The organism is Streptomyces inhibens, assembly GCF_003389455.1.
Lineage (GTDB): Bacteria > Actinomycetota > Actinomycetes > Streptomycetales > Streptomycetaceae > Streptomyces > Streptomyces inhibens.
Genome location: NZ_QUAC01000024.1, coordinates 1 through 4566, shown reverse-complemented (window position 1 = coordinate 4566; position 4566 = coordinate 1). Strand labels below are relative to the sequence as shown.

At 69.4% G+C, this 4566-nt stretch carries 3 protein-coding genes; 1 reads left to right on the top strand and 2 read right to left on the bottom strand.

Annotated features, from left to right (window positions below; translation table 11 throughout):
* Positions 1 to 706 precede the first annotated feature (706 nt).
* Positions 707 to 1267, bottom strand: a complete 561-nt coding sequence (locus DY245_RS04015; protein ID WP_128503530.1) for a MarR family winged helix-turn-helix transcriptional regulator — start codon at positions 1265 to 1267, stop codon at positions 707 to 709.
* Between the two features lie 192 nt (positions 1268 to 1459).
* On the opposite strand from DY245_RS04015, the gene DY245_RS04010 reads away from it, so the two are divergent.
* Positions 1460 to 2770, top strand: coding sequence for an MFS transporter (locus DY245_RS04010; RefSeq protein WP_128503532.1), 1311 nt, complete (start codon positions 1460 to 1462; stop codon positions 2768 to 2770).
* A gap of 108 nt (positions 2771 to 2878) precedes the next feature.
* Here the strand turns inward: DY245_RS04010 and DY245_RS04005 are convergent.
* Positions 2879 to 4566: ATP-binding SpoIIE family protein phosphatase (locus DY245_RS04005; RefSeq protein ID WP_128503528.1), on the bottom strand; the 1688-nt coding region annotated here is incomplete at its 5' end.

The following is a 4566-nucleotide window of genomic DNA, read 5'->3' as shown; positions in this document are numbered from 1 at the left end:
GGCTGGACGGGGTATCAACATATCTGGCGTTGACTTTTGGCACGCTGTTGAGTTCTCAAGGAACGGACGCTTCCTTTGTGCCTTATCGGTTCTGATTAACTCAGTACCGNGGGTATCAACATATCTGGCGTTGACTTTTGGCACGCTGTTGAGTTCTCAAGGAACGGACGCTTCCTTTGTGCCTTATCGGTTCTGATTAACTCAGTACCGGGCTCTCCGGGCGCTTCCCTTCGGTCTTGCGTTTCCGACTCTATCAGATCCTTGCGGCTCCGATTTTCGCCGGTGCGATTCGGCCTTTCGGCTTCTTCGCGGTTCCAACCTTACCAGATCCGTTTCCGTCTCTGGCCCCCTGTTGGAGGGGGGTTGGCCGTTCGGCTTTCGCTTTTCGGCCTTTCCGACTGTATCAGATCCGATTTCGTTCCGTTTCCGGTCCGAATTCTTTTCCGATTCCCCGTCGGAGGGGGTTCCGCCGTGGTGCGGCTATTCGATCTGCCGCGCCTTTCGGCGTGATCACTACTTTAGCGGAATTCCTCGTTGACGCATAATCACGTCGCGGTCCGAATTCCGGCATGCCGAAATTGTTCCCGGTGAGGGGCCGTGCAGTAGTGGTGTGCCGCGAAGCGGCGGGATGGCTGTCACAGGACCGTTCCGGCTCCGTGGCAACTCGGAGAACACTACGGATGGGGCAGGGGTGTGTCAACTCGCGTCAGTCAAGGTCACTCAGACGCCCGCCGGCGTCCGGTTGAGCGTCCTCGACGCGGCGCAGCAGACGGCTCAACACCTGGCCGAGGAGTTGGCGTTCCGCGCCGGAGAGGTCCTGGAGGAGGTCCTCTTCGAAGACCGTTGCCATGCGCATCGCCTCAAGCCACTTCTCGCGGCCCTCGTGGGTCAGCTCGACGATGACGCGGACCCGGTTGGTCTCGTCGCGTTCTCGCGTGACGAGACCTTCGCTCGCCATGCGGTCGATGCGGTGGGTCATGGCGGCCGGTGTGAGGCCGAGGCGCTTGGCGAGTTCGCCGGGGCCCATTTGGTAGGGGGCTCCGGAGAGGACCAGGGCCTTGAGGACCTCCCACTCGGCGTTGCTGATGCCGAGGGTGGCGGTCTGCCGTCCGTAGGCGACGTTCATCCGCCGGTTGAGGCGCTGAAGTGCGGAGACGACCTGCTCCACCTGGGGGTCGAGGTCTTGGAATTCGCGCTGGTAGGCCGCGATCTGTTCCTCGAGGCTCGGCTCGGCAGCGCCGGCGGCCGCTTCTGAGGGCTCAGGCATGCGGCGCAGTATGGCATGGAAGTCATTGGCGTTGAAGTTCTTCGGCGTGTACTCTTTAGATTCGAACTTTAGAGTTGAAGTCTTCAGGGTGAGACTGTCCGGCTTGCAGCTGTCCGGTCTCGCCCTGTGTCTGTGGCAGCTCGCCGGTTCGTACCCCTTGTTCGTCCGATGACCTGACCTAGGTAGGTGAGTGTGACCACCGCGATGGGCGCCGCGTTGCGCCGGATCCAGCTCGGGAACGCGCTGAGCGCGTTCGGGAACGGCTTCACGGTTCCGTATCTGTACGTCTACGTGGCGAAGGTGCGGGATCTCGGCGCGAATACGGCCGGTGTGGTGCTGGCGATGCTGGCAGTGGCCGCGCTGGTCGTCCTGCCGCTGACCGGTCGGGCCATCGACCGGCGTGGTCCGCTGCCGGTGGCCATCGTCGGAACGGTCTCCGCCGCCATCGGCGCGCTGGGGCTCGGGCTGTCGGCCACGGAGCCGCTGGTCATCGCGTCGGCCATCGCGCTCGGTGCCGGGATCGCGGTCATTCAGCCGGCGCTCGCGACGATGATCGTGTGGTGCTCGACGACGGTGACCAGGTCGCGGGCGTTCGCCACCCAGTTCTTCCTGAACAACCTGGGCCTGGGCGTCGGTGGGCTGGTCGGCGGGCTGCTGGTCGACGAGTCGCATGCGTCGAGCTTTGTGCGGCTGTTCGCCATCGAGGCCGTGATGTTCCTGGTGCTCGGCGCGGCGGTGGCGACCGTACGGCTGCCGCGGGCGCCGAAGGTCGAGGACGCGGTGCCGACCGAGGAGCGGGCCAAGGGTGCCTGGCGGGCGCTGTTCGCCGACCGGCGGATGGTGTGGCTGTGCGTGCTGGGGTTTGTGCTGTTCTTCGCCTGCTACGGGCAGTTCGAGTCGGGCCTGGCGGCCTATGCGACCGAGGTCACGCGGATCCCGCCGGCGAGCCTGGGTATCGCCCTCGCGGCCAATACGGCGGCGATCGTGGCGGCGCAGTTCGTGGTGCTCAAGCTGGTCGAGCGGCGGCGGCGCAGCCGGGTGATGGCGCTGGTCGGGCTGATATGGACCGTGGCGTGGATAGCCGCCGGTCTGTCCGGGCTGGTGCACGGTGCGCAGGCGGTGGCGACGACGCTGCTGATCTCGACGTATGCGCTGTTCGGTATCGGCGAGTCGATGCTGTCGCCGACGCTGGCTCCGCTGGTGGCGGATCTGGCGCCGGCCTCCCTGATCGGCCAGTACAACTCGGCGTTCGCGCTGGTCAAGCAGCTGGCGCTGGCGGTGGGACCGGCGGTGGGAGCGCTGATGGTGGGCCACGGGATGTATATGGCCTACATCGGGATGCTGGTGGTGTGTGCGCTGGGGATCACGGGGCTTTCGCTGCGGTTGGGGCGGATGCTGCGGCCCGGGCAGGACAATCCGCATCGGGCGGTGCCGGTGCTGCAGGCGGCGCGGGTTTCGCCGGAGCAGGGAGCGGAGCGGGAAGCGGTGGCCGCGGCCGTGTGAGCGTGCCCCGTCCCCGCCCCTTCCCGGAGACGGGACCCGTCCCCGACGCCCCCGTTGTGCGCACGTCTTCCGCCCCGGCGGAACGGCTGCCCGCAACGGGGGCGTTGTTCATCCCCTGGGCAAGGCGAATTCGCACCAGACGGCCTTGCCGCCGCCCGGTGTGCGGCGCGAGCCCCAGGAGGAGGCGATGGTGGCGACGATGGAGATGCCGCGGCCGGCCTCGTCCGCCGGTTCGGCGCGGCGGCGGCGTGGGAGATGGTCGTCGCCGTCGGTGACCTCGATGATCAGGCGGCGGTCCGTGCGGCGCAGGCGGAGGCGCATGGGCGGGGTGCCGTGCTGGAGCGAGTTGGCGACGAGTTCGCTGGCCGCCAGGACGCCGAGGTCGTGCAGCTCGGGCGAGAAGCGCCAGGAGGCGAGGACGCCGGAGGCGAAGGCGCGGGCGCGCGGGGCCGCTTCGGTGCCGCCGTGGAGTTCGAGGGCGGCGTTGTGGAACAGCTCGGCTTCATGGCCGGTCCGCTCGGGGTGCTGGAGGACCAGGATGGCGACGTCGTCGTCGTGCGTGGCGGTGATACCGAGCGAGCGCAGCAGGCGGTCGCAGACGATGTCGGGGGCGCCGGCGGCACCGGCGAAGGCGCGCTCCAGGGCCTCGACGCCCTCGTCGATGTCCTTGTCGCGCCGCTCGACCAGGCCATCGGTGTAGAGGACGGCGCTGCTGCCGGGGGCAAGCGGGACGGAGCCGGAGGTGTGCAGCCAGCCGCCGGTGCCCAGGGGCGGTCCGGTCGGCTCGGCGGCGCGGCGGACCGTGCCCTGGGGGTCGCGTACGAGGATGGGCAGATGGCCGGCCGAGGCGTAGACCAGGCGGCCCTCGTTCGGGTCGTGGACGGCGTAGACGCAGGTGGCGATCTGGCTGGCGTCGATCTCGGCGGCCAGGCCGTCCAGGAGCTGTAGGACCTCGTGGGGCGGGAGGTCGAGGCGGGCGTAGGCGCGTACGGCGGTGCGCAGCTGGCCCATGACGGCGGCGGCGCGCACCCCGCGGCCCATGACATCGCCGATGACCAGGGCCGTACGGCCGCCGCCGAGGGTGATGACGTCGTACCAGTCGCCGCCGACCGCGGCGTCCGTGCCGCCGGGCTGGTACGTGGCGGCCACGCACAGGTCGTCGGGCTGCTCCAATTCCTGGGGCAGGAGGGAGCGTTGGAGGGTGACCGCGGCCTCGCGCTGGCGGGCCTCGCTGACGCGCAGCCGTTCGGCGGACTCGATCTGGTCGGTGACCTCGGCGCCGAAGACGAGTACGCCCTTGTGCGGGGCGACGCAGGCGACCTCGGGGTCGGGTGCCGGGCCGCTCGCCGCGACCTCGATCGGGGTGCAGGTGAAGGTGTAGTAGGCGTCGCGGGAGCGGTCGCCGCCGGGGATCTTGCGGGACTTGACCGTACGCGGCTTGCCGCTGCGCAGGACCTGGTCCATCAGCGGGAGCAGGCCCAGTTCGTCGAGCTCGGGGAGGGCTTCGCGGGCGGTGTGGCCGGCCGGGCGGAGGCCGAAGACGGTGGCGTAGGCGCCGTTGACGTAGGCGAGGCGGTGCTCGGGGCCGTAGACGACCGCCACGAGGGCGGGGATGGTGCCGAGGATGTCGTGGACGGAGAGCGCGTCGACGGTGGGTGGCAGGGCCGCGGGGGTGAGTTCCTGGGAGGCCGCATCGGCGCGTTCGGCGCGGGCCGCGGGGACGGAGCCGGTGGTGGCGGCCGTCGGGGCGGCCGTCGGGGCGGTCGGCGCGCCGTCCGCCGTCGTGGGCGTGGCGG

Bases quoted from the DNA above. Each gene is read 5' to 3' on its own strand.
- DY245_RS04015 (WP_128503530.1), bottom strand. From the start codon at position 1,267: ATGCCTGAGCCCTCAGAAGCGGCCGCCGGCGCTGCCGAGCCGAGCCTC.